This is a genomic window from Magnetococcus sp. PR-3, from assembly GCF_036689865.1.
Lineage (GTDB): Bacteria > Pseudomonadota > Magnetococcia > Magnetococcales > Magnetococcaceae > Magnetococcus.
Map to the genome: position 1 here is coordinate 123,501 of NZ_JBAHUQ010000011.1, position 25,082 is coordinate 148,582.

16 protein-coding genes are annotated in these 25,082 nt (G+C 50.5%); 5 read left to right on the forward strand and 11 right to left on the reverse strand.

Annotated features, from left to right (window positions below; translation table 11 throughout):
- Positions 1-805 precede the first annotated feature (805 nt).
- From V5T57_RS08165 to V5T57_RS08215, 11 genes are all read right to left on the reverse strand, one after another.
- Positions 806-1,678, reverse strand: a complete 873-nt coding sequence (locus V5T57_RS08165; RefSeq protein ID WP_332890699.1) for a DUF4437 domain-containing protein — start codon at positions 1,676-1,678, stop codon at positions 806-808.
- A 114-nt stretch (positions 1,679-1,792) separates the two neighbouring features.
- The gene (locus V5T57_RS08170) at positions 1,793-2,782 is read right to left on the reverse strand and encodes a zinc-dependent alcohol dehydrogenase family protein (protein ID WP_332890700.1); all 990 of its coding nucleotides are present in this window, start codon (positions 2,780-2,782) and stop codon (positions 1,793-1,795) included.
- Positions 2,783-4,192: 1,410 nt separating this feature from the next.
- Positions 4,193-5,209 carry a glycosyltransferase family 2 protein gene (locus tag V5T57_RS08175; protein ID WP_332890701.1) on the reverse strand — a complete coding sequence of 339 codons (1,017 nt, stop codon included), beginning with the start codon at positions 5,207-5,209 and terminating at the stop codon, positions 4,193-4,195.
- Positions 5,206-6,300, reverse strand: a complete 1,095-nt coding sequence (locus V5T57_RS08180) for an NAD-dependent epimerase/dehydratase family protein (RefSeq protein ID WP_332890702.1) — start codon at positions 6,298-6,300, stop codon at positions 5,206-5,208. The genes V5T57_RS08175 and V5T57_RS08180 overlap by 4 nt, the downstream gene beginning before the upstream one ends.
- Positions 6,301-6,341: 41 nt before the next feature.
- Entirely contained in the window at positions 6,342-7,886 is a 1,545-nt protein-coding gene (locus V5T57_RS08185) for an FAD-dependent oxidoreductase (RefSeq protein ID WP_332890703.1), read from the reverse strand.
- Between the two features lie 11 nt (positions 7,887-7,897).
- Positions 7,898-8,731, reverse strand: coding sequence for an NHL repeat-containing protein (locus tag V5T57_RS08190; protein ID WP_332890704.1), 834 nt, complete (start codon positions 8,729-8,731; stop codon positions 7,898-7,900).
- A complete protein-coding gene (locus V5T57_RS08195; RefSeq protein ID WP_332890705.1) occupies positions 8,724-10,853 on the reverse strand; it encodes a sulfotransferase in 2,130 nt (709 codons plus the stop codon). The genes V5T57_RS08190 and V5T57_RS08195 overlap by 8 nt, the downstream gene beginning before the upstream one ends.
- Positions 10,854-12,956 carry a glycosyltransferase gene (locus tag V5T57_RS08200; protein ID WP_332890706.1) on the reverse strand — a complete coding sequence of 701 codons (2,103 nt, stop codon included), beginning with the start codon at positions 12,954-12,956 and terminating at the stop codon, positions 10,854-10,856. It lies immediately after the preceding gene.
- 10 nt (positions 12,957-12,966) lie between these two features.
- Positions 12,967-13,773, reverse strand: a complete 807-nt coding sequence (locus tag V5T57_RS08205) for an ABC transporter permease (protein WP_332890707.1) — start codon at positions 13,771-13,773, stop codon at positions 12,967-12,969.
- Positions 13,745-14,530, reverse strand: coding sequence for an ABC transporter ATP-binding protein (locus tag V5T57_RS08210; RefSeq protein ID WP_332890708.1), 786 nt, complete (start codon positions 14,528-14,530; stop codon positions 13,745-13,747). Before V5T57_RS08210 ends, V5T57_RS08205 begins: the two co-directional genes overlap by 29 nt.
- An 11-nt stretch (positions 14,531-14,541) precedes the next feature.
- Positions 14,542-15,510 carry a glycosyltransferase family 2 protein gene (locus tag V5T57_RS08215; protein WP_332890709.1) on the reverse strand — a complete coding sequence of 323 codons (969 nt, stop codon included), beginning with the start codon at positions 15,508-15,510 and terminating at the stop codon, positions 14,542-14,544.
- A 706-nt stretch (positions 15,511-16,216) separates the two neighbouring features.
- Here V5T57_RS08215 and V5T57_RS08220 point away from each other — a divergent pair.
- The 5 genes from V5T57_RS08220 to V5T57_RS08240 all read left to right on the forward strand — a co-directional run bounded on the left by V5T57_RS08220 (position 16,217) and on the right by V5T57_RS08240 (position 25,077).
- Positions 16,217-17,131 (forward strand): autotransporter outer membrane beta-barrel domain-containing protein, encoded by a 915-nt coding sequence (locus tag V5T57_RS08220; RefSeq protein ID WP_332890710.1) that lies wholly within the window; start codon positions 16,217-16,219, stop codon positions 17,129-17,131.
- A 104-nt stretch (positions 17,132-17,235) separates the two neighbouring features.
- The gene (locus V5T57_RS08225; RefSeq protein WP_332890711.1) at positions 17,236-18,105 is read left to right on the forward strand and encodes an alpha/beta hydrolase; all 870 of its coding nucleotides are present in this window, start codon (positions 17,236-17,238) and stop codon (positions 18,103-18,105) included.
- Positions 18,106-18,116: 11 nt separating this feature from the next.
- Entirely contained in the window at positions 18,117-20,051 is a 1,935-nt protein-coding gene (locus V5T57_RS08230) for an O-antigen ligase family protein (RefSeq protein ID WP_332890712.1), read from the forward strand.
- A 1,012-nt stretch (positions 20,052-21,063) separates the two neighbouring features.
- Entirely contained in the window at positions 21,064-23,817 is a 2,754-nt protein-coding gene (locus V5T57_RS08235; protein ID WP_332890713.1) for a PAS domain S-box protein, read from the forward strand.
- Positions 23,818-23,991: 174 nt separating this feature from the next.
- Entirely contained in the window at positions 23,992-25,077 is a 1,086-nt protein-coding gene (locus V5T57_RS08240; RefSeq protein ID WP_332890714.1) for an ABC transporter substrate-binding protein, read from the forward strand.
- Positions 25,078-25,082 lie beyond the last annotated feature (5 nt).

Below are 25,082 nucleotides of genomic sequence, written 5' to 3' on the forward strand. Positions count from 1 at the left end.
TAGATCTCTGCTGTTTGAGGTTAATGAATAACGCAGAAGGTTTTTACTTAATCCATTTGAATGTTGCAAAGAGATCACTTGCACATAAAGAAAGGGTTACAGATTGGCTTGCAGGCTGGTTCTTCTGGGAGGTTCTATGTGTCTGAGGATATCTGTATGAGGAAGGTGTGTGCTTGTAAGGTGTTGAATATCTAATGTTTGATGGTAATATGTATTTATGCTGCGCTTATGATCTTGCATGGCGTTGTTGTATCCATGGGGCATCATCACCGCTTCTCCCATGGTCCCTTTTCAGCCGTTACTTGTAGCGCTCTGTGGCCAAACAAGTGCTGCTGTCATGATGTTCAGCCCTCCGTAGTCAACAAAACTCTCTTTGTCTTGATGCTCAAACAGACAAGATATTAAGAGGTTCCCAAAGACCTTTTTCATGCGTCCCATGGCGGTATCTGCCAAGTTTCGCCGCCGATCATTACGCTTTTGCTTCCATGGATCAGGATCCTTGTTCCTAATCCGGCGCAAAGCTTGGCTCTGTAGAAAAATCGGTACCCCGCGGTTACCATACGGCTTGATCTTCGTCTTGTGTCGGGGCGGGATGGTTGACTTTGCACCTTGCTAGAGCGTTAAAAACACCGGTCCACAAGAGTATGGTTGTTCTAAGAGCTGTTCCAAACCCGATAGGAACACGTTGTTGCTCTTTATTAGACCACCCTTTACGCCCAGCCTATATGGTGGGCGTAAAGGGTGGCGACTTTAGATCAGGGATGATGCCTGCGGGTGATGGATACCAGAACACCCTAAAGGGTTGTTACCTTGCAGAGGTAATTCGGAACTGACCGTTTGTGCGAACATAAACAAGGCTCTCTTCTCCGTCATTAGAGGAAAGCTTATGCAGAGTCTCCCCTTTTGAGCTGAAATAACTACCTGGCTCCAACGTCGTAACATCAGCCTTACCCGGCAGTTGGTACTGTGGTTGTCCCTTGATAATGACAGCACGGAAAGTTGAACCTTGGCTGTGTATCTTTCCCTTGAACCCTGGAGGCAGTTTGATGAAGCTTCCATTCAATTGGTCGTCTTGGGGATTTCCCCAAAGAAAGGCAACCTTAGGGCCGTTGTCAGAGGCTGACATACCGGATTGATCAACCCAGTTAATGTTCGAGGCATCCAGCCAGACAATATTCGATGAGTCGATGTTGACCGGTCGTTCACCGCTATCAAATGCCTGCTTGGCAGGGTGGACCAGATAGGGGCCTTCCTCAATTTCGATGTACGCTACATTGGTACGACCTTTAGCTGCGGTAATGTGAGACTCCCCTTTGGGTTGTGTCCAAAAGGAGCCTTGGGGCATCCACATATCAGCGGCTTTGGGATCGTCGTTATGAATCAGGCCACTGATGACCACCCCACGATAGGAGACATTATGAATGTGAGAGGGTGAAGCAAAGCCATCCACAAACTTAACGAGAAATCCTGTTGGCACAGTACCCTTGCGGTCTCCCCAAAGTGTACCGGCCTGGGGGCTTTTGTCGCCACGTGCTGGGTTAAGCTGTTCCCAATCGACTTGGGATCTCAAGAGAAGGTTGGAATTTAACTCGGCAGCAAAACCCATGGCTGGGGTTTGTAAAAAGGTGAAAGAAGCTGTTAAGACACCTGCAAGCATTAAAGATTTAAGTGATTTCATGTTGTCCTCAACATTTCTGATATGGCGATGTCTGAGCCACGCCTACTGCGTGATCAACATGCAAGTAAGGGTGGTATGATTCGTTTGAATAGAGGTGTTAAAGGAGCTTTTGCCCTAGATCTCTATGACAACCTTACCGATGGCTTGTCCACTGGTCAGATGCTGGTATGCCTGCCCAACGTCGGTTAAGCCAAATGGCTTTTCATCAAGTAACGGTTTCAAGCCACCTACATCAACAATCTCAGCAAGCTTTGCCAAAATAGCACCGTGCTCCTGCCGTTTATGGTTGTGCAGCATGGGAATAAGCATGAAGACTACATGCAGTGACAACCCTTTGAAGTGAGCCGTGGATAGGTCCATCTCCACCATAGAAACCGTTGTAGCGACATGTCCATTCAATGCCGCCGCCTCAAAAGAGTTGGCCATGTTTTCTCCGCCAACAGAGTCGAAAACAACGTTGAAACCTGCGCCATCGGTATGTTTGGCTACATAGTCAGCAACCTGCTCAGTCTTGTAGTTAATGGCGGTTGCACCATATTTCTCTAGGGTTGCGGCCGCTTTTTCGTGAGAGATCGTGGCATAGACATCAGCGCCCAGATGCTTGGCCAGTTGCACGGCAACATGTCCCACACCGCCAACCCCACCGTGAACCAGAACCTTTTGACCCGTCTTTACATGTGCTCTCATCAAGCCTTCATAGGCAGTAATAGCCACCAGTGGTAATGCCGCTGCCTCACGCATAGAAAGGGTTTTCGGTTTGTGGGCAATCAGTCGAACGTCGACCAACATCTGTTCGGCGAGCGCCCCTTGTAGATCGGCAAGTCCACCAGCGCAACCATAGACCTCATCCCCCAGCGCAAAGCCCGTCACTCCCTCGCCTATCTCTTCAACGGTACCGGCAAAGTCCATACCGAGAACGGCGGGCAGTGCTGGGGTTATGGGGGCAAGATCTTTTCCCATTTGGCGGATCATGGTGTCGACTGTGTTAACACTGGTTGCGGCAACACGAACGATCACATGCCCTGCCTTTACGGAAGGGGTTGGTAATTCTGTGGATAGGAACTGGGCATCATCGCCATATTCGTTGAGGATTACCGCTTTCATCAGGCGTCTCCGTAAAGGTGTGGTTGGGTACCTCTAAAGATACATTGTTACTTATTCCAAGATAAATGCGATAATATGGAAATCAGTTTATTGTTTTTCCATATAATCAAGCTCAGACAATGGTCCATCTTGGTTGGAAAATGGGGTCGGCTGCGATTTCATGTTGTCCCGGCTTGTATCCTAATGTTGCCCAGCCCGGTGGATGAGCAACATTCTCTCAGAGACAAACCATAACGACCCGAACTTACGCCGTCAGAGTGTGGGATTTCGGATAGAGAAGCCAAAGGGCGGATTGCGCCTAGATTTCATTCGGAAGAATCCGAACCAAAGAACCATCCCAAAGATCATGATGAACACACCCGTAGGTGTTCCTATCATTCCAACACTGGCTTCGCTCGCAGTGTCCCATTCTCTCCCCAAGAGTAAGCGCTTAGAGAAGGGAAGTGACGGGCCTGTCATCCTGTGTAGATGATTTTTCGGCTGTTGGCGTCTATGTTTTTCCAGGGTGTTCCATGGAACTGGGGTGGGCACTCAGAATCCGCTTGTTGTCAGCCCGTTTTCTCGTCCTGGAATAGCGATCTACAATGGTGTTGTTGAGCAGAGCCCCATCGAACCCGCCTTTGCTCCGCTTCATCGGTGTATGGGATTGCTTTCGTACAAGGTTTATACTGGGGTGGCGGTCAAGTTATTCCCATAGAATGAGATCTATAAAGGGTTAGGTGAAGGTGCTGGTTGCAACAAAATGCAAGGTTTCCATCATGACCATATATCTATCTCTTAACGGCGCATGGGTAGGCTCTTTTAGGGTCTGGGTTTCCCGTGTATAGGGAAGAGATTCTATGCCAGCTCGTGACCAAGAGATCTACCTGATGGAGCGAGGTAACACGTTCAATAGCGCGACAGATGTTTACGCATCTATTCGATTGCTGTAAAGAGATCACTTGCACATAAAGCAAGGATTACAGATTGGCTTGCAGGGTGTTTTTTGGGGGTGGTTCTGCTTGGATGAACAGCTCTGTTTAAGAAGGATCGATAGGCATTAGATCATGCCAGTTCAATGGAAGTGTCTGTTTGCAGCACGCTTGTTTTGTTGCAGAGGCACATAGACTGTAGCTGCTTGCATCCATGCGGGGTGTTGTGGGGTTGTTTGTGCTTATCAATGGCTTGATGCTATGTCTGGGGATGGCTTCCCATCATCGTTTTAGAAAGATAAGAGTCGTGTGTGCTCGTTTAAGCCAGCCTGTTGGCTGCGTTGCCTAAGAGAGCCGTAAAGTCGGTATCTTTTTTGATCAGGTGGCTCATAGGCGCATGGGGTGGGCTAGTTAGGTTTGATCATCAAGGAGGGGGCAGATAATCCGTGCTACAGGTTGGGTTATCTGCCCATTCTGCCAAGGGTTTTATGTTGAGGTGTTAAGCTCTATCCGTTGGAAACAGCACAATCGCTCGCTTAAGCAAGGCGTGGGGTGACCAGGATAGGCGTCGTGCCATCTGCCAACTGCCCACCCGGCGTTGATGGCGGTTATGCCAGCGACGTGAGATGATCTGTGGTATGCCTTTTAAACCATGTTTAATCCCCTGTAAACGTGCTTGCTTTTGCTCTTTGGGGACATCACCAAACCATTGCACCCCATGCAGCATAAAGTGGGGGAGCAGGCTAATGAGCAGTAGCGGCCAGGGCATGTTCTTAAAGAGTGTCCATATAGTATTTCGGGTACCATGATAAATGGTAAATGCTGAGGTACGGCCAGAGATGGCGGAACCTGCATGGTAGGCAAAGGTAGTGCGTACCTGTAGGACGCTATGACCCATTAGGCGGATACGAAAGCCCAGATCCACATCTTCACAATAGCAGAAGTAGGATTCATCAAACCCGCCTAGGGTGAGAAAAAGCTCCCGGCGGTAGAGCGAGGCCGCAGCACAGCTGCAAAAGGTCTCGGCCACCAATGGTAGATGTTCCTGCTGTTCACGGGGTCTCTGGTGCCCCCCCCGCCAGGCAAATCCGACGATGGAATAGACATCACCCATACCATCCCAGAGTTGCTCGTTATCCATGGCAACCAGTGCCGAGCCTAACGCACCGGCGTTGGGGTGGGTGTGGGCAACCTTAAGCATCTCCTCCAACCAATTGGTGGGAAGTTTGGTGTCGGGGTTGATGGTTGCAATCCACGGTGCCTGAGTACGTTGGGCCGCAAGATTGTTGGCGCGGGCGAACCCCACGTTATCTTCCAAAGCAAGCAGCGAAAAACGTGCATCGTCTACAGGAACGTGTTGGGTTGAACCATCTTGCGAGGCGTTATCCACCACAATAACCTCAAACGGTATCCCTTTAAGCTGTTGCAGGCTTTGCAAGCAGTTGTCCAGATAGTGGCCACCATTGTAGTTGACTACGATCAGACAGCACTGGGGTGTCGTATGTGTGGTGTTCACACTGTTTCCTTAACCCCGTAGAGCGCATGGTAGTAGGCTACGGTCTCTCTAAGTGTTTCATCCAGGGGTGTTTTGGCTTTCCAGCCCAGTTTTTGCCAGACATTCTCCACATTGGGCATGCGCCGATCGCTATCTTCATAGCCTGGACCATAGAACTGACAGCTGGAGACCGTCTCAATGGGGTGGTCCAGATAGCTTTCATCACCACTGATCTCGGCATAGGCCTGTCGTATGGCATGCGCCAGTTGGGCCATGCTGACCTCAGTGTCACGGGATCCCAGATTAAAAATTTCCCCTTGGGCTTGCTGGGGACGATCCAGCATCGCCATCAGTGCATCAATGGCATCACCAATCCAGAGGATGGTGCGTTGGGCATGTCCACCATCCACAAGTTGTAAGGGTTTGCGGTCAAGCAGGGCCGTCACAAAACAAGCCAGAACTCGGGGTACCCCTTCACCATCACGTCCAGGAATAAAATCCATACGGGGACCAAAAAAGTTGAAAGGTCGGATCATGGTAAAGGGCAGGTTGGACTCAAAATGATGCGCCACAATATAGCGCTCCAAAAGCTGTTTGGCAGCTGCGTAGCTCCAACGTTGATTACAGACAGGTCCCAGCAGGAGAGGTGAGCTGTTCTCCTGCAGTTCATATAAATCTGGGGCAGGATAATCCCCAGGGGTGACATGACTGGCCAGGGTGCGCCCATAGACCTCGCTGGTGGAGAAGTGGCAGAGCCAGCGGCCCATGCGTGCACACATATCCACCACGGGAATCATATCGTTATAGTTGGAGCGAATGGTATTTAACGGCTGCCGGTTATATTGGGCAGGGTTACAAATGGCAGCCAATGAAAACACCATATCGCATGCTTCAATAGACTGCTCTAGAGCAACCAGAGATTGTGGTGTGGAGATATCCCGTTTTACAAAAGTAAATTTAGGATTATCCAGGTGTTTTTTGATTTTAGTGTCATCCAGATCCCACCCCTCCACAGTAAAACGGGGTTCCTGTAACAGACGGTCTAGAAGATGGCTGCCAATAAAACCGGCGCACCCAAGAATGAGTATTTTCTCCGGTAGTGGTGTATTCAATGGTCTGTTTCCTTGGCGGATGAAAAAAGGGGTGAAGACATTTAATGTTCCTGTTCTTTTATGTGATCTGCCAAGCGTAATGCAAGCGCCAAAAGATTAATCGTGACCATGGAAGCACCGCTGGTGGGTAGTACAGATCCACCGGCAATATATAGATTGTCACAACCAAACAGTTTGCAGTTAGGGTCGACCACACCATCGTGTGGTGATTGGCTCATACGGGTGGTCCCCATAAAATGGCTGGTGCGTAGATATTCGCTATGCCACGGTTCTGAAGGGGGGGGAAGGGTTGAAATGAGTTGCCCATACCCTTGATGTGCCAGTGCCTGAGCTAGTTTTTTCTGACCTTGGTGTAACGTCTCTCTTTCCAATGGACCAATCTGGAATTGCAATTTTGAACGGGGTCTACCCAGGGCATCTTTTTTCTCACTAAGTGTGACCCGGTTTTCCCGTTGTGGCGCTTGTTCCGCCCAGTTACGCAACTGATAGAAGTTGGGTAAAAAAGTGTTGCAGCTTTGCTTTAGGCTAACCTGTCGCGCTAGCCCCTTGAGCAGGTGGCTTTGCTGTCCGTGTTGAAAGTAGCGGGCGGCGATCTCTTTTAGTGCAGCCAGTTCAGGGCTCTGCTCGATCATCTGTAAAGGAGAGAACCAGGCCAGCCAGTTAAGCAAGGCCTGTTGTTTCTGTACCTTAGGGTGCAGTTGAAACCCCACAAAACGGTGGATGGTTTTACCCCGGCGTACAGAGACAATTGGCAGCATATGCATCAGCCAATTTCGGTAAGGGGGGGCTTCTAAAAAAAGCCCGGAGAGCTGATGAATATGGCCCATGAAATAGCGGCCAACATTGTCGTTGCCCAGTCCAGGAGAGAGCTGTAATAGCCGTGGATTTTCTAAACCTGCACAGAGGATATAGCGTTTGGCGCGTATCGCCAATGATCGATGGCTGTGGGTGCGTAAGGATGCCGTCTGAACGTGGGCACCATCGCCGTTATGTTCAAGCTTCATCACGGTCGCGTTGAGCAGCACGGTAACCGGGGAGGTTTCCTCTTTAAAGGCGTTGCGGTAGGCCCGGCCAAAGCGCAAAGGCTTATGCCGACGCTCAAACAGTTTAAGCTGGATGTCGGAGCTCATCAGAGGTTGATTTTGGTTGATGAACTGAACATCCTCCTTTTGCCAGCGGGGGACCTCAAAAGAGCCTTTAGGTAGCTGGCATAGCTGCGCAACAGCATCAAAATAGTGGCTTAAAGCGGTGTAGGCAATGGGCCATCCTGCATGGGCACCACTGGGATGAGGTTGAAAATCCCACGGGTCCATGGGTGAACAGTTGCCCCCCCAGCAGTTGGTGGATCCTCCAAAATAGCGCTGCATACTCTTTAACCCCAAATTATAGGGGCCGTCATAATCCACCTCTTTAAGAGCATCGCTCTGGTTTTGGAACGAGAGACCACCGCTCTCTACCAGACAGACACGGGTTCTGCCATGCAGAAACTGGCGGGCAATGGCCATGCCTGCCGCTCCGGCACCAATGATACAAAGATCTGTTTCCAGCGTATGGTTGTTTGGTAGGGTATGGGCATCAAGAAACATGGTGGTCTCACTTAGATCCAGGGCACGGTTTGTACCAGTAGGTGACCTTCTGATGTCGCATGAAGGTGAACAGGCAAGCCTGCCGGTAGATCTACTTTTTGCCATTGATCCAGTTGGTGGCGGTACAGCGTGCGGGAGGCTCCATCGACGACATAGAGGGCTTGATGGCTATAAGCGATTTGAAGGGGAGCCTCAATGATATCCGGTAGCTTTAGTGCATCAACACCTTGCTGCCAAAGAGGACCGTTAAAGCCCAACAGGTGACGTTGGGTTGGGTCCAGCACCCAGAGTGTTTGGTTAGGGTCCAAGGTTAAGCTGCTCGGTGCTTTTAGCGCTGTGGGTCCATGCTGTTTTAGTGTAGCGAGGATTCTCCCTTTATCCGACCAGACCCTTACACTTCCATCCCCCCGGTCACAGTGCGCCAGTTTATCACCATCGGTGACTAATGCCCCTACAGGTTGCCTTAAAGGGGGCGTGTCCAGCCATGGTTGGATGGGGTGGCCGGCTTGGTTCCAGGCCTGCAACCGTTGGTTGCCTGCATCCAAAACCACGGTATATCCGTTGGCTAAGCTGGCCACGCTACAGGGTCGGGTGAGTTGGCCGGGTCGTGTGCCAGCTTTGCCGACCTGCCAGCGTTTGTTCCCTTTGGTATCGTACCGGGTGAGGTGAGATTGGGCGATATCCAGGACCAAACTCTCCCCTTGCACGGTTGTATAGAGAAAAGCACCACACGGTACGGCGGGGTAGTTGGGGGGGGCGGAATGGGCAATGTCGGGGCCCATGAGCAGGGTTAGACTCCCCATTTGCAACAGCTGTCTGCGGCTTAAACCGGCTTGGCTAGGCATGGAATAGCTCCCGCCAGTCATCCCCTAAATGGGGCCAAACAGCGCGTATGCGTGCCCAATGTTGTTGAGCAAACTGTTCAAGATCTACGATTTCATGCGCCTTCAGTCGGTTTTTCCACAGAGCGTTGCGGTTATCTAAGTCTCTGGCCAACATATTAGGGGCTTGGGTGTCTCCCCCCACAAAGGTTACCAGCTTTTGCCATAGGGTGTCCGGGTCAGACAACATCTGCTCATGGCGGATAACACAGCGGCGATCCTCCGGTAAAGTGGCAAAAAAGCGATTGACAGCTTCGTTCGATTCCAACCAATACTCGGCCAAGTGTCGGGGGTTTCCCCCTGGAAAAATGCGGTCTGCTGGCATGTGTTGGGTGTTGTGACCACCAAACATGACCTCGTAGCAGCGGGGTTTGCCTGTTGAGGGGGCAGGGGGCCAAATATGGTGCATATCCTCCTTGGGATGGAGCTCTTCAAACAGGGCCACCAGGCTGGCGACAACTTGGGGTAGGGGGCGGGAAATCCAGATATAACGGGCATTGGGAAATAGGGCGTCTACCAATCCCAACTTGTTGCACAGGTGAGGGGATTTGTTCAGAAAAGTCAGGGGGCCTTCTGGCCGGATGTCTTCAGCATGCTGGGCCATACGTTGTGCAAAGGCTGCGTGCAGTGCCTCGGCTTGTCCTGGCCACTGGTCTTCAGCCTCCATGCATGGACAGGTTATATCCCGTGTGCGCTGGGAGCCCATGGGGACCTTGCCAACCGTCGACCAAATATCCTTCAATTCAAAGGGGACATGCACCAATGAATCCAGGGTATGTAACCGCTGTGCGGTGTAGGAGGTGCCAGATCGGGCACTACCCACCAAGAAGAGTGGGCGTTTGGCGGCTTCAATAAACCGGGGATCCAGGATCGCTTGGGTCTCGGCTACCTGTTGTTCCTCTTCATAGAACGGAAATTGAATGGGGCGTAGGCGTTTTTTGGCAACCGTGGCGGGTTCGATCAGTGTCTGGAGCATGATGCGGCTATTCTCCACCTGAGCATGATGATGTTCTTCCAGTCGTTTCCCTACCCACTTACGGTTCCAAATATCCATGCCGAGTAGGGGGGCCAGACCCTTAAAACGACGCCGCCCCTGGTTGAGGCCTTGTTGCAGTTTTTCCAACGTTTCCCGGTAGCGGGTATCGCAAGCATGGACCGTAGCGTGAAGCTGCTGTAGATCCAGCCGAGTTGGCTCCATAAACCGATGCAGCTCAGGCGGTATATTGCCCACATAGTTAGGATCATGCTTGGGCAGCTGATAGGGGGTCCCTCTGACCTGTTCATACTCCCGTTCAGCCCGTGCGGTTTTTTCGACAATCTCTGCCTCGGTGGCATTGTTGAAGACAGCCCCGTGGAGTTGATGAAAGGAGCCTTCCCCTAACAGGATAATGTGGGTGCTGTTGGGCAGTTCAATGGCCTCTTTGTAGAGATCCAGATTAAGCAGGCCGCCGCTAGGCATGGCAAAACCTGGGTTGGCTCCACCAAAAGCAAGAAAAGTGCTCCGATGCATGGTCATGATGGAGCTCTCAGCCAAAGGGCCCATCCAGCCATTTTCATTGGAACGGTCTAAGCTGGAGATATCAAATAGGCGGTAGCCATCCTGACGCCAGTCGATACGTGCCAGTAGTTCATCTTCCATTTTTTTGTTGTAGCCATAGGCCATGGAACGGAACTGAGTATCAGGGCCCAGGTGCCATGCCAGCGTGGCGACAACAGGCTGTGCATGACCTTGGCAGGCTTGCAGGCTTTTGTGCAGGAGCCCTGGAGAGAGCATGCGCGCGCCATCATAGCAGAGGGTGATGTATGGGCCCTGTGCCTGCTCAATAGCCCAGTTGATGGATTCGGCTGGGGAGGGTAAAGCATCCTCTATGTAGTGGTAGGAGAAGTTGGAACCAAATTGGGTGACTTCCGCTGGGTCCCGCCGTACAGGGGAGCCGTTATCAATGACCAGAACCTCATACTCTTCAGCCTGCATACCCTGCTGATACGCGGGTGTCAGGGTGTATAGGGTGCGGGGTAGCTCCCGTTCCATCTTATAGATGAGAACAATGACGGACAGCTTGGGAGAGGGGGCTTGAGAAGGCATTTAATGGCTCCGGGTAAAGATACGGCGCAGGAGGTCTATGACCTGACGTTGCTGTCGGACCAACCACATGACAGTTTGGCGGCGGCGTGAGCCCAAGGGGAGAATGCGGTTCAGGGTTGTGAGCACCTGATGGCCGATACGCACATTCTGAATGTTTGGGGTGTTGTAGTAGGCCGGTAACAACAGATTATTCATTAAGGGGCGCAGATAGTCGGGGCCATTTTGCGCAAAGGCTTGCACGATGCGTTGCTGGTTGCGGAACAGATCACTACGGGCTGAAAAGCTTTGATCGTGAACACGGTACCAGAACAAGGGTTGGGGCAGCACATCCACCGTATAACCGGCCATGTGTAGGCGCAACAGAATATCCAAATCCTCCCAGCCTGTACCGTGGAACTGAGGAAACCCCCCCACAGCCTGAAAAACAGCCCGTCGGCAGATAAAGTTGGTATCCCCAAAGCTGTTGCTAAACAGTGCGAGCTCAGGGGCCGCGCCCACCGGTATGCGCTGTTGTTGGCACGCTTCACTACCCTCAGGTGGCATGGCACCTTCAAAGCACCAGAGGTGGCAGGTAAGGAGATCCAAACCACTATGGCGTATGGCATCGACCATGGTGCGGGCCATATGGGGCATCGCAATATTATCGGCATCCATAAAGATTAAATAGGTGCCGGTCGCTAACTGTGCAGCATGGTTGCGGGTCTGTTCAGGTCCTCGGTGTGGGGCACGTATGAAGGTCCATGGATAGGTCTCCGCCATCTGTGTAAAAACAGCATCTGCACGTGGATCGTCACTGCCATCATCCACTACAATGACCTGAGGGTTCACACCTTCCAATTGATCGATGGAAGCCAGCAGTTGAGGCAGGTAATCGGGTTGGTTGTAGTGGGGCACACAAATAGAGAGCGTTTCGGGTTCCTCTACACAAACCGCAGATGAGATCTTAGGCTTTATTACCGGGTGATGATAGAGCCGCCAGCGCGCTTCTGCCTGTTGATGGTCGTGGGGGTGGTTGAGCTGTGCCCAGGGTAGTATGTGTAGCTGCAGAATTTTGGCCTTTAACCCTTCGACATGGGGTGGAAACAGCAGGCGAGAATCGGCCATTTCTTCAACGCCACCAACATGGCTGGCAATAAAAGGAATGCCCAAGGTCAGGCATTCCAGAACCGTATACGGGTAGTTATCCATCATGGATGGTATGACCACCACACCTCTATGGTGTTGTAACCACTGCAAGGCCGCTGCGCTATCCAAGTTCGTAACCATCTGCCAGCGTAGGGATGTCTGGGCAAGGGTCATGTTCAGATAGTCGCGGGCATCCAGTGTACCAACCCGTCCCAGTTTACCTAAAAAGGTGACTTTCTGTATGAGCTCCGGCTTCTCTTGATGTAAGGCCAGGAGTGCCTCACAGAACAGATCCAGCCCCTTACGGCTCTCCAGACGGCCAAAAAAGATAAGATGGTCGGTCTGGATCTGGGTCGGCATAGGGGTGAGGGTATTACGGTCCATCAGCAGTGGTAGAACCTGCTGGGGTTCAGCCAGTATCCAGTGCTGCTCTTGGGTCCAGCGGAACATATAAGCGCTGGGGCTGATCAGTGCATCGGCGTGCTGGCAGCAGTAACGTTCGATCCAGCATAACTGCGCGTGATGGTAGGGCGCATCGTGCCGCCATTGGCCGCCGCCTTGATGGATCCACTCCTGATTGGAGTGCATGGTGACCACAAGCTGAGTGGTTTCAAACAGGCCTTGGGTACGTCTGGCTTGAAGGGTGTGAAAGCCTGCCCCTCGAAACTCCTGAAAATGGATGAGATCAAAATGGTTTTGCTGCAAATAAGCCAGGGTTAAATAGCTCTGTTGCAGGTAGTCAGGCTGATCATCCAGGTGGCTTGGGGCAGGGGGAAGCAGGGCCAGGGTTACCCCAATGGCGTCATAAAGTGGTTTCCAAGCCGGTGGGTTTGTGCAGGGGCCTGTAAACAGCAGGGTGACATCGATCTCTGGCTGAAGGGCCAAAAAACGGGCCAAATAATAACAGTGGGTACCAATGCCACCGTTGGCAACTGGGCCAATGGTGTCTGGGGTGACGATGCATATCCGTTGCGTCATGGTGGCATGCCTATAAATGGTAAATGATGCGCTGTCGCAGTTGGGTGCGGGTGGCCAAATGCCAAGCCAACCAAACCGTTGCCGCGACGGTCCCAAAAGAGATTAGCATCATCTTGGTGGTGGGCCACTGACCACCGTGTAAAAGAATTTGAAAGGGGCTGATCACCAGTGTTAGCGGATTATATTTCACCAACCACTGATAAGGTGCCGAGAGGCTGCTCCAGTGATAGACAATGGGCATGAGCCAAAAGCCAAAGGTGAAAAAAAGCTGGAGAAGATGGTTGATATCCCGGTAGATCGGGGTCAAAAAAGCCACGATCAACCCGCACGCATAGGTAAAGAGAATAAGATTAAGTAAAAAAAGTGGAATACCTAACAGGTGCCAACCGACACTCCCCCCCATAATCACCATAAACAGGAGCAGTATGAGAAAGGCAGAAAAAAAATGGAGCAGCTCCGCCGTCAAGGTGCCGAACACATGTACCTCAAAGGAGATGGGGTTGGCATAAAAGATGGTGCGGTGCTGAATGAGTACTGTGGAGCTAACTGTTAGTCCTTGGCGGAAAAAAGTCCAAGGCAGTAACCCGGCTGCCAGATAGACAAAGTAGTTGTCAAAGTGGGGCATAAGATGGCTAAAGACTACCCACAGAATAAGCAGATAGACAACCGGGTGCATCCACGACCAGGCGGCCCCCAAAAAGGAGTGGCAGTAGCGACGGTGAAGATGCAGTCGGCCAATGACCCAGGCGTTGTGCACCATTTGCATCTTGCTGCCGGGGGCTTGTTCGTTATCTTCCGGCTTGGTTGCGCTGCACATACGCTTTGATCACCTCTTCACAGGGGCCGTCGGCAATAAGTCGTCCGTGATCCATCAGCAAAACCCGGTTACAGGTCTCACGAATACGATCCATCTGATGACTAACCAGGAACATTAAGGCACTGTCTTGTATGCGGTCATGCATGGCCGTTAAGCTTTTTTCTATATAGCGGGCATCACCGGTAGCGAACACCTCATCCAGTAACAGAATATCAGCCTCTCCGACCATGGATAGGGCAAAGGCAAGGCGTGTGCGCATGCCGGTAGAGAGTATCTTCAGGGGTTGATCCGCAAATTCAGTTAACTCAGCGTAGTGTAAAATCCAAGCTTCCTGTTGGGCGCTATGGTGGTGTAGACGGTTGGAGACCGCAAGCCCCAGTTCAATGTTCTGGCGCAGGTTGAGTTCCATATCTAAACCGCTACCTTTTTCCAAGTTAGCGCTTATGGTGCCATGACAGGTCAGAGTGCCACTGGTTAAGGGGTAAATACCAGCAATAGCCCGCAGCAGGGAAGATTTTCCACTACCATTATGGCCAATAATACCAATATGTTCTCCAGCCTGACACTGTAGGTTTACATCATCCAAAATCGTGAGGGTCTGCTGGGGGGCATTACGCTGCAACAGTGCCTGTTTTAACGTGGTCGCATTGGCTGCCGAGGGTATGGCGATTGAAGCATGTTCCAACCGGACTTCAACGGCGTGGTCAGAGGATGCTGGGGTAGAAAGGGGCTCTTTATGTCTACCTATCTTGCCCATGAACAGACCCATTAGGGTTGCCTGTCAGATGAAATAGGCATGGACTTCTCCGACAAAACCGCATTGCCGCGCCACCCATAACGCAGTTTCATATAGAGCGGTTTGGGTAGAAACAGCAAGCTATGCATGAGTAATAACCCCACAAGCATAAGACGCCAACCCCATTGAGAGGGGTGGGGGAAATGACGGTTAAAATAGCCGATACAGGAACGATAGGTATGGTAGGTGGTTAAAAAAGGCCGGGTACGGCGGCACACCCCCCGTACATGAACAACCTGCGCTGAAGGCTCAAAGAGGATGCTTATTCCTGCGTTCCCCAGACGTAAGCAGAGATCCAGATCTTCAAAATTAAAAAAGAACGCCTCATCAAAGCCATGAACGGCCTCAAAGGCAGAGCGGCGGATTAAAAAACAGGCGCCAGATAGCGCCTGAACCGGTTCAGCTTGCCCAGGTAGAGGGCGACCTGCATGGTTGTAATTACGCAGTTGAGGTCTGTTTGGGAAAAATCGTGCCAGCCCCAAGCCAAGGCTGAGAAACTGTAAAGGGGTGGGTAAATCCCGCCGTGCTCCAACCTGTTCTTGACCATTGGGGTGAACGATCAATGGGCCAACCACCCCAGCCTGTGAATGCTGACTAAGGGTGTGGTGTAGCGCAGTCAGTGCGCCAGGTTGCATGATACAATCTGGATTAAGAAAAAGAACGTATGGGCTGTTGGTCTTGGCGAAGCCTAAGTTACACCCTTGGCCAAACCCCAGGTTTTTTGTCTGGCGTAAAACCATCAGTGTAGAGGCTGTGACGGTCTGTTCCAGTTCAGACAAACTCTCATCTGTCGAATGGTTATCGACAACGATAACGGAGGCGACCTCTTCTACAACGCTCTGTACCGCCCGTGTCAGGTAGGACCCGCCATTGTGGTTGACAATGACCACGCTTATGGCCTGAGCGGCTGGGGTGTTGTCAGAGTCGGTGATCAAAGGCATGAAAACATCCTAAATCCAGCAATCCATAAAGTAGACAGCGCAGTAAATCTTATTCGAGTTTAGCAAGTATCGGTGAGTCTTTTAGTATGAATAAATAAGCCGCATAGTTTCTGAAAAAAAGAGATCTTGCGGATTATGGAAGCAGCATCTGCTAACAAAAAGTCTCTTTCTTAAACGGATGAGATACCTTACATAACAGGCGCTATGCTATGCGATCTTGAATGTCAGTGTGGCATAATATCGCTAAAATGATCTTCAAGCTAGCATGGCGAAAAGATCGGGTAAATGACCTATTTTTCAATCCTAAGTGATATTATTTGAGAGACTGGTGGTTCTGTGGGGTTCTGGTTGACTTTATGCCGGATTTAGTACATAAGTTACCAGTTCTCTAGGCATTACTTTACATTTCCATGTAAGGGTGTAATACGAAAAAACATGAAATGAATCAGGTGATTTTACCTGCTGGTGGTTTTTTTTAAAAAAAGCACTGGTAAAGTGAAAAAGTTGGTGTAAAAATTTCATGTTTTTATCATCCTATGCCGATGGGTGCATATAAGAGCTTTTACAAAGAACGCCGAATGAACAACTTTCAAGGTCTGTGATCATGCTAAATCTTAATTTCAAGTCTGTGTCGATCTCATCAGGACGACCGCATATCTTTTCTGCCATAACTTCTGCATTGATTATGTTACTCGCGGCACCTGCAATGGCACAGGATGTTGCAACAAATACTCAGGCAGCAATTACAACGGTCTCTAGCCCTGTAAGTGTGAGTGTCGCAACCAAGGCTATGAGCAGTGTACGAGGTCTGATTGGATCAGGGTTGAGCACCACCGCCGGTGCCAGTGGCGATCGCATGGCAGGTGTTGGTGTTTGGGCCAAAGTGGGTAACACCAATGTTGACTCAGACGTCTCAGGTATGGCCTACGATGGTAACACCGTGACAGGCCTGATTGGTGTGGATAAAAAGATGAATGCCAACCTTGTGATCGGTGCGGCATTGATGGGTGAAAATACCGATCTGGATACCACCTTTAATACGGGTACCTTTGAGGCTTCTGGTGTGAGCTTCATGCCTTACGTCCGTTACACCCTGCCTAATCGTGTAGATTTGGTGGGCTTGGCTGGTATCTCCCGATTGAGCAACGATACCAAGCGTGGGGCCGTTACTGGCAGTTATGATTCTACCCGCTTCATGATGCAAGCAGGCGGTAGCAAAAATTTTGTGGTTAAAAATGAAATTGTGGTACGGCCTTCATTGGGCATGACCTATGTGCACACCCGCAACGATGCCTTTACGGAAAGTGATGCCACCGCGGTTGCCAAAGATACTCAAACAGTATCCTGGGCAGATGTGGGTGTTCATGTTTCCCGCACCTACGGTAAACACACACCTTTCCTTAATCTGACCGGTAACTATTTTGTGAAAGCGCCCGAAAGTACGCTGTTGGCGAGTGGTCAGTACTACGCCAGTGACAAAGGAAGCTTGGGCTTAGGTCTGGGTAACAGTATTGCTGTGAATGATCACCTGAGTCTGAGCCTGGAGGCTAATGCTGCCAGCATCACCGACTCGGATGTCTCGATCTTTGATATCTCTGGTCAGCTGCGCTGGCAGTGGTAAGAGGTCTTTTTCGCAAGGTATAAATACTTGCGGAATAAGGAAGTACAAGGTGCAGATACCCATGGTATCTGCACCTTTTTTTATAGGGGGGGGCGTAAGCCGTTATGAGTCGACTTAAAGGGGTGATCGGGCTCTTGCTTTTGGGGGCGCTCTCAGGCTGTCAGGGGCTGGGTATGAACATGCGTCTGCAAGCAACGCAAGATCTGCTTACCTCATCTGGGTTTGTGGCAGAAACGATTAAAACAGATCCTTTTTTGATGCGTATTCATACGCCAGCCAGGGTGAAGCTGCATCCGGTTAAGGTGTTGACGCTCTATATTGAAGGGGATGGCTTTGTCAGCAGTGATGGCCGACATACCAGTATGGATCCTACCCCTAAAAATCCTGTGGCCTTGGCTTTGGCCACAGCACATCCAGCATCCTTGGGTTTGGCGGTTCATCTGGCCCGTCCATGTCACTATCTTCGGGTGGCCAACGGTCCCTTATGTCAGCCCAGGTTTTGGGATCGGGCGCGATATGCTGAAGAGATGGTGCAAGCTCTTAATCAGGTTGTGGATCAGCTGGTAGCACGTTATCAGCCAGAGCAGCTCTATTTGGTGGGGTTTTCTGGCGGAGGGGCTTTAGCCGCCCTTATCGCTACCCGGCGTGATGATCTATCAGGCTGGGTAACGGTGGCGGGTAATTTGGCCCATAACGTGTGGACCCAGCGCCAAGGACTTGCCCCCCTAAAGGGCTCTTTAGACCCCTTAGATGTTGCAGTGTCCTTGCGTACACAGCCGCAGGTTCACGTTGTAGGTGAAGAGGATAAGGTCATTACCCCCCACGTGGCACGTGCTTTTCTACATCAAGCTCAGTTGAAAGCGGATAGGCACCTTCATATTATTCCAGGGCAGGATCATGCCTGCTGTTGGATGAGTGTCTGGCCAGAGATGGCACAACATATTTGGCGTCAATGGCAGGGGAACCGACCATAAGGGAACGTAATATGTCTACTTGGGCTTTTTCTGCAACAAGGTCAGTGCCTTTCGTTCTATTGGTGATGCTGTTTTTGGCCCCTCTATGGGCGGTGCAAGATATCCCCTTTGGTTTGTGGCCCTCATCCGAACTGAGTCTATTTTGGCTTCATAGTGTATTGGTGTTGGCCGCTTTATGGCTGCTGCGCTATGAACGATCCAGGGTGATGCTCAACCCAGTGTCACTGGGCTTTGTTCTGCTTGGCCTAAGCGGGGTCGTGTCGATCCCTTGGGCCTCATTTCCGCTACTGGCCTGGGTGGGAACCGCTCAGAGTGGAGAGGGGCCCTTGTTCATGCTGGAAATGGCTGTGGTGGCTGGGCTGTTCTGGCTGCTCGCAGAACATGCCACCTGGTGGCGCCGTATGACCCTTGGGTTAACGGCGATTGGTGGGCTTTTGTTGGGCTTGATCGTCCTTAAAAAAACACTGGGTTGGTTTCCTCAGGGGTTGATGCAGACCCATGATCTCTATGCCTCTTTGGGGCTTTTTCTGCCTTTTTCCCTGTTGCGGCATCATGAAGGCTCTGCATACCAATATCGGCGTTGGTGGGTTTGGTTGGTGGCTGTGGCTGTATTGGCCATCAGTGATAACCGTTTGGCCCAGGTTGGCTGGTTCATGGGAATAACCCTGTTGTGGCTGGGAAATCGATCCCCCGCTATGGTCTTGAGGTTTTACCGCTTAGGGAACTGGCCACGTTGGTTCCTGTTGGCCGTTGCCGTGCTGTTCCCTGTCGCACTACTCACTCACTTAACCCCGGATACCGGGGTGGCCAGCTTGGATGGACGCATTGCCTTAGCACACATGGCACAACATGCCTTAGCTGATGTCTCTACCACACAGCTCTTATGGGGATCTGGGGCCGGACATGTTCAGGAGCTGCTCTATGCACATCTTTTAGATGCGCAACGCTCTTTGCTTGATCCTCAGTGGGATTTTTTGTGGAGAGACATGTTTCATACCCATAACCTGGTTTTAGAGCAACTGCTTACGGTCGGTGGTTTTGGTCTGCTGACCATGCTGGCTGTGCAAGGTTATTGGTTGGCTAAGTTACCACAACAGAGGGTATGGGTGGGGGGGCTGCTCATACTTGGCACGGTGTGCTATTTAGGGTTTTGGTGGCAGCTACCAATCTTTCACCCTTTGTGGGTGATGGCACTGGTGGCTGTGGTGTACCCGGATAAGCTGGGGGGTAAAACGCTGCCTATGCTAAAGCCTTTTATGGTTGGTATGGCTGGGGTGGTTCTGGTTGGTGCTCTGTTAACAGTGGTAACACTGATTCCCTTTGGTCTTAAGGTCGGTAAACAGTTACCAGGTCAAACCGGTATGCTGGATCTTACCCAGTTACCGTCAGATCCCCGAGGCCACAATAAGGTGCGTAATATGGTGATGCAGGGTTGGCTGTTGCATCTTCAGCAGGGAGAGCCGCGGACGCGGGTGTGGTGTACCCAGTTAGCCACACGTATTCTAGAGGGTGTGCAGTCACAGGCCCATGTGGTCGCATCGGACTATCATGTGGGGTTAAGCTTCTATAATCAATTGACCAACCAAGGGTTAACCGCTTGCAGTCAAGGGCTGGATATTCAGGTTAATGCGCAACAGTGGCATCGCTGGGCTGTGGATTATCATACCTTGGCACCGGGCCGAACAGATTTGCTGGCCCCCTATTTAGCTTGGCGGCTGGAACAAGGTTCGTTGCCACAGGCGGAAGTGCTGATCCATAAAATTCTTGAAGAGAATGGGCATGAACCCGTGGGGCTGTTTTACCGTGGTATGGTGAGACTCACCCAAGCTCAGGGTGAAGAGGCACGCCATCAAGCCATAGCAGACCTGCATTTGTCACTGGACCATGGCCTAGGGCGTATCCTTCCTCAGATGGATGAACTGAGAAAAATGCTGGGGCCTCGATAAAAAAGCTGCTTGATGTGTGTAGGGGGTCTTAGGAATACAAAAAGGTACAGGGGTTTGCGCTGTGTGTGGTCGGCAAGGGGTTGTCCCTCTGACGTGATCACCTGATCAGAGCCGGTTGATACAGTGAAGGTCGGCTGGGATTTGGTCTGAAAATCCATCACACACCTGTGCCAATGTGATCTGTGATAGCCCTGAGCAATATGCAGGAAGTGATTGGGGATAACGGGGTGGGATCAGGTGCTGAAAAGAAGAAACTATCTTTCGTTGATCGTTCCCTGGGTGGTAACGGCATAGCCGTAGTGGTGATGGGGGTGAAAAAAAGACGAGCAGTTCCTCATGCAGGACTGTCAGCAGCCCATGCTTGACCCCTTTAGGCCGGGGCAACCGCTACAACATTGGTTGAAGCTGCGGCCAAGTGTAGGGTTGGGGTTACACCTCGGCCAGCTCTTCAAGCATGGCCGGAAAGCCTTATTTCCCAAAGAGCTTTCTTGCTCTTTTTTGATTCATGACTCAGCCATGCCTCGCTGGTTGTAGAACTTCATAAGACATTGTTGGGTGACCACATGTGGGTTCGTGACAGATAAACGCACAGGAAAAAACCTTTTACCCCGATGCATCATGGCAACAACCCCTCTTTGTGTCCTGAACAAGGTTGATCTACCACAGCGTCCAGTTGGACTTTTGCGCCTTTAAGCGTGTTGTTGTCTCTCTGTTTAGATCTGGTTTTGGCCCGTCACCATGCGGATATACGGGGGTGTCCGATGCTGTTGCAGTAGGAACGGAAGTGATTACATGTGGAAAACTTGATTAAGGTCAATCGGTTGCCGCTGTGATTTAATCTGACTTATGCATGGTTTGAAGGGGGTTTTTTACTCAGTTTTTTAGACTATGTGTTAGTATAAAGAAGCATTGTGCAGCAGAAAGATAATGATCAACTCCATTATTTGCTTGTTCAAGTATGCATATTTTTCGCCTTTTTTCATCCAGGTATGATTAAGGAAAGGCGTTCCTTATGGCTGATAGAGCACGTAGGTTCTCTTGGTTTTTTCTGCCACCATGGCCATGGATTATCATCCTTGGTGTCACCCTTGTTTTGCCCCTCTACCTACTTTTTTTTCTCATTCCACAGCAACATCATCTACACATAAAAGGTGTTGAAAAACAGGCGATTGTTCTGGCTGATCCGCTGTTGTCTTGGTTGGCAAAAAAACAGCTGACGATGGGCCGTGATGAACAGTTGAATGCTGTGGTTTTTCCATATCTTATTAATTATATGGAAAAAAGTGGGCTACGTGGTCTCCATCTGTATGACCGCCAAGGTCGCTTGCGCTACAGCAGCCACTCAGAAGGCGGTGTTCTGCGGAACATGCCTGTAACGGTTAAAGTTGGTCAGCCGGTGACCCTGCTTGTTCTTAACAATGAGCGTATTGGGCAAAGCGCAGCACCAGGGTATGTTGAAAGCTACCTGCCTTACCTGAGTAAAGGTGAGCTTGTTGGGACGCTTCAATTGGACCAAGCGGTTAACCAGAGCTTTTGGCACACTCAACACTTATTGGGTGATCTAGAGTCTATGAGCATCGGTTTATCTGTGCTCATTCTCCTCATTTTCATGGGCGTTGTTCTAAAAGGTGAAAATTCACCGTTCAGCAGTAAGAAAACAGCTTTTCGACAAGCTCGGGGCTTAGCGATCGAAGAGAAAATCCTACAGTTGCCTGAAGTGATGGTTGTGGTGTTGGATGCGCAAGGTTGCATTGAGCACATCAACCCAAAAGGGTGTGCCCTTATAGGGAGTAGCTTGGGTGCACTCATCGGTAAACCGTGGTTTGGTCAGTTCGCTACACCTGTTGCCAGCACAGATACATCCCCAGCTCAAGCATCGGTCATTATTCACAACGGGGCTCAAACGATTGAGGTTACCCCTGTAAAAGGTCCTATACAACATAAGGTTTGGCAAGGGAGCAAGCTGGATGCAGATGTTGGGGGAGGTGGGGTTTATACCTGTGTGGATGTCACCGAGCAAGTGCAGTTTAACCAACAATTAAGTGAGAGTGAAGCGCGCTTTCGTGGGGTGGCTGACGCCGCGATGGATGCCATGATATTAATGGATCATCATGGGGCTGTCCTGTTTTGGAACCAAGCAGCAGAACGTATATTTGGTTATAAGGCAGAAGAGGTTTTAGGCCAAAACCTGCATCAAGCATTAGCTCCAGAGCGCTATCGTCAGCAGTTTGAAAAGGTATTCCCCCACTTTTGTCGTACGGGCCAAGGTGGGGCTGTGGGAAAAACTCTGGAGCTTCCTGCACGGCATAAAGAGGGGCATGAATTCCCCATTGAGCTCTCCCTAAGTGCGGTTCCCCACAACAATCAGTGGCACGGGGTTGGGGTGGTTCGGGATATTACCCAACGTAAACAATTAGAGGCCGAACTTCTTCACGATAAGGACATACAAGCAACTTTACATGGGGTGATTTCCCGTGGGGTTGAACGGATCAGTTTGGATGATTATTTAGAAGAGGTGTTGGATATTTTACTGGATCTTTCCTGGTTAGCTCTGGAGAAAAAAGGGTGCATTTTTTTGGTCAAAGAGGGGGAGTCTCACTTAACCATGGTGGTGCAGCAAAACCTTTCAGAGCATCTTCTAACCGCATGCAAACATGTACAAATGGGACAGTGTCTATGTGGTAAAGCAGCACAAAACCGTGCCTTATTGTGCCGCAGCCATTTGGACCATGATCATACCATTAGCTATGAAGGTATTGAAGAGCATGGTCATGTCTGTATTCCTATTCTGCACCAATCTCAGCTGTTGGGTTTGATTAATCTATATACCCAGCCAGGATTGATCCAAGAGACTAAGGTACTCGATTTTCTGACCTCAGTGGCCAATTTGGTGGGGAATATGATTGTACGTACCCGTAACAGCGAACGAGAGCGCTATGCCCATTTTAAGGCGGGTATTGCAGATATGAATGTCTCTATGTTGCACAATGTGGGCAATGCCATCATGGCTATTTTGGAGCAAAGTGAACAGATGCAGGCCCATTGTCACAGATTGGGTAAACAGGCCAAGCAGTTTGCTCAGCTTGGGCAAGTCAGTACTAAAAAACGTGCACAAGGCATGCAGGATTCAGAAATTCTACACGCTTTAATACCGGTTATTGAGGAGATGGGGCAGTTTGTTGATGAGATGGCCAATCAACAGATGAAAGCCGATAGTGCGTTGATCATTCAAGGGGGGCAACGTATTGCAGAGTTGATTAAAAAACAACAGTCTGCCAGCACAATGACCCTGGTCAGCCGGTTTAACTTGGAATCTCTGCTTAGGGATGCTTACCTGGAACGGGCAGAAGGGTTGAAAAAACAGGCTATTGAAGTGACATTTGACATCACGCCAACTCTCACCGAAGTACAGATGCCGCGTAATCAGTTAATGCAGACAGTCTTACATCTGTTGGATAACGCCCAAGAGGCCATTTTAAACCTTAAGACACCCCATGCTGGTTCCATTGTCTTGCAGGCCCAACCTGTGTCAGAGAGCTTTTTTACCCTGACCATCATTGATAATGGCTGTGGTATTACGGAGGAAGATCGAGACAAGATTTTCCGCTTTGGCTCAACCAGCAAAGTGGAAGGTGTGGGGATGGGGCTTCATGTCGCCGCCAACTTTGTGCAATCAATAGGGGGCTCCATTCAAGTTGAAAGCCCCGGTTTAGAGCTGGGTAGCCGATTTACCCTACGCATGCCTTTGCAGCTGCCCCTGGGTTAACCCATCCTGAGTGGTTGGTTGCTGTGAATATCCCCTATTCGCAAGATGGATGTGCTAAAATGACATAATCAAACAAAAAAAGTCTTGTTCTCACGAAGGCATTTCTCTACCTCTGTTCAACCCATTGAGGGGGGCATGATGGGGATTGCAGGCCAGAGAGGATGGATATCTGTTGTGGCTGTGCTACTGCTGTTGGGTAGTGCTGGTGTGTATGCCCTGCGTGTTGGTGTGAAACCGGTGGTGCCCGTTCATATGGCAGCCATTCTCTCCCTGAGTGGTTCGGGCAAACTAACGGGGGAGGATGTCTTAAGTGGTTTACAGCTTGCTGTTACCCAGTTAAACCGGAAAGGGGGTATACAGGGGCGTCCCGTTACATTGCATATCAAAGATAGCGCCACAGATACCGAGCAGGCCAAGCAAGCCTTGGTTGAGCTTGAGCAGAAGATATCCCCACTGATCTATTTCACCAACTTTAGCCGAATTTCATTGGCTTTGGCCCCCTTGGCAGGAGACTACCAAGTTCCCCTGATGGGGTTGGTCACTTCAGCACCCTCGCTTTCTCAGCAAAATCGCTGGAGCTTTCGTTTTTTTACAGATGCCCAGGAGGAGTGCCGGGTAGCACGTCTGTCGATGCATATGGAGCATCAACACCGTTTTTCTATCCTCTACCTGGATGATCCTTATGGCCGATCTGTGGTGGAGGCTTGCCAAGCTCAGCAAAGCAAAAGTTTGGTGATGGATAAAGCCTATCCATTTCCCCCTAAGACCAAGAATTTTGGCCCCTACTTGGATGTTTTAGACCCCCATGAACCCCTGTATGTGCTGGGGTTTATCTCCTATGTAAAGATCATTCTCCAACAACTTAAAAAGAGGGGGCATCAGGGGGCAATTTATACAGGGGCAGGTTCTGTTTTAGCGATACAAGCAGGGATTGGAGGTTTTAATGAGGTACGGCTTAGCCTGCCCGCTATGTATAACCCCCAGTTTTCGTATGCAAAGCCCGTTAGGTTAGCGTATCAAAAAGCGTATCAACGTCCCATGAGCCACTATGCCGCAAACGGTCATGAGGCTGTGCGCTTGGTGTCGGGCCTTTTAAAACATACCACCATCTCACGTGGGCACTTAAGAGCTCGTCTGAATGAAGGATTTATCTTCCCCAGTTTATTTGGTTCATTGCATGCCATTGCGGGTAGTCGGGATATCAACATTCCCCTCTTACCTGCTCGCCACAAGGAAGGTTCCATACTGTTTTTACAATAGGTGAG